Origin of the sequence: Nocardiopsis sp. RV163 (genome assembly GCF_001029525.1) — a bacterium.
GTDB classification, from domain to species: Bacteria; Actinomycetota; Actinomycetes; order Streptosporangiales; family Streptosporangiaceae; genus Nocardiopsis; species Nocardiopsis dassonvillei.
On sequence record NZ_LEKI01000334.1, the window covers coordinates 1 to 1,510 of the forward strand.

Genomic DNA, 1,510 nt, shown 5'->3' on the forward strand with positions numbered 1-1,510 from the left:
CTCCCCCGGCCGCCCACCACCACCGACGTCCGGCCCACGGGCCCGTTCGGCGTGCGCTCCACCCTTCCCTCAGGGGATCGCCGTGCGTGTTCACCCGCACGCGCGAGGTGGCGGCACGCGGTCCGGCCGGACACCGCGCGGAAGGAGAGCGTGTGGTCTTCCAGAAGGTCCACCGGATCCGCCAGGAGGCGGAGCCGGGCCTGCCCGCGGTCACCGGGGCCCCGGCCGCCGTCGTCCCCGTCCAGGTCCCGACCGGTACGGGTGCCCTCGCCGCCCCCGCTGCCCCAGGTGCCGCGGGCAGCACCGGCGCCCCCGCCGACCTCGGGCCGCGCCTGGACGGGGTCCGCCTGGTCATGGTCAACTGGCGCGACCCCTGGCAGTCCGCCGCGGGGGGCGCCGAGGAGTACTCCTGGCGGATCAGCCGCCACTTGGCCGAACGCGGCGCCATCGTCACCTTCCTCACCAGTCGCGAGCCGCACCAGGCGCGCGTGGAGACCCGGGACGGGATCGTCATCCGCCGTATGGGCGGCAGGTTCACCGTCTACCCCCGCGTCATGGCGTGGTTGGCCCTGTGGCGCCGCGAGTACCAGCTCGCCTTCGACTGCATGAACGGCGTCCCCTTCCTGTGCCGCCTCGTCCTGCGCCGCAGCACGCGGGTGGTCAGCGTCGTCCACCACGTCCACGACCTCCAGTTCAACGCCTACTTCCCGGCGCCCGTCGCCTGGCTGGGCCGCACGATGGAGTCGGCCGTGGCCTCGCGGGTCTACCGCCGCTGCACCACCGTCACCGTCTCGGAGTCCTCCCGCCGGGCCATGCGCGAGAAGCTGGGCTGGCGCGCGCCGATCGAGATCATCCACAACGGCGGACTCCCCGGGCCCCAGAAGCCCCTCGACGACGCGCCCGCCCCCACCGACATGGGCCGCCCGGCCGTGGTCAGCCTGGGCCGCCTGGTCGTCCAGAAACGCGTCTCGCGGGTGGTCGACCTGGCCCGCGCGCTGCGCGAGGAGCACCCCGACCTCAAGGTGCACATCATCGGCCGCGGCCCCGAGGGCGAACCCCTGGCGGAGCAGATCGCGCGCGACGGCACGGGCGACCGCGTGCGCCTGCACGGCTTCCTGCCCGAGGAGGACAAGAACAGCGTCCTGGCCTCGTGCCACCTCCACGTCACCGCCTCCGAGTTCGAGGGCTGGGGCCTGACCGTCATCGAGGCGGCCCGCCTCGGCGTGCCCACCGTGGCCTACGATGTGGACGGACTGCGCGACTCGGTCCGCGACGGCGAGACCGGGTGGCTCGTGCGCGAGGGCGAGGAACTCGCCGACGCGGTCGCGCGCGCCCTGGAGGAGCTGTCCGACCCCCGCCGGGCCGAAGCCGTCCGCCGCGCCTGCCGCGCGTGGGCGTCCCGGTTCACGTGGGAGGCCAGCGGCGCGCGGATGACCCGGCTCGTCGCCGGGGAGCTGGGCCTGACCGGCGCCGCGGAACCGGACGCCCCCGGCACCGCCTCCGCCCCGGC

1 protein-coding gene is annotated in these 1,510 nt (G+C 75.5%); it reads left to right on the forward strand.

Going from position 1 to position 1,510, the window contains the following annotated elements:
- Window positions 1-152: 152 nt before the first annotated feature.
- On the forward strand, window positions 153-1,510 hold a 1,358-nt coding region (locus tag ABD54_RS26555), incomplete at its 3' end, for a glycosyltransferase family 4 protein (protein WP_047872294.1).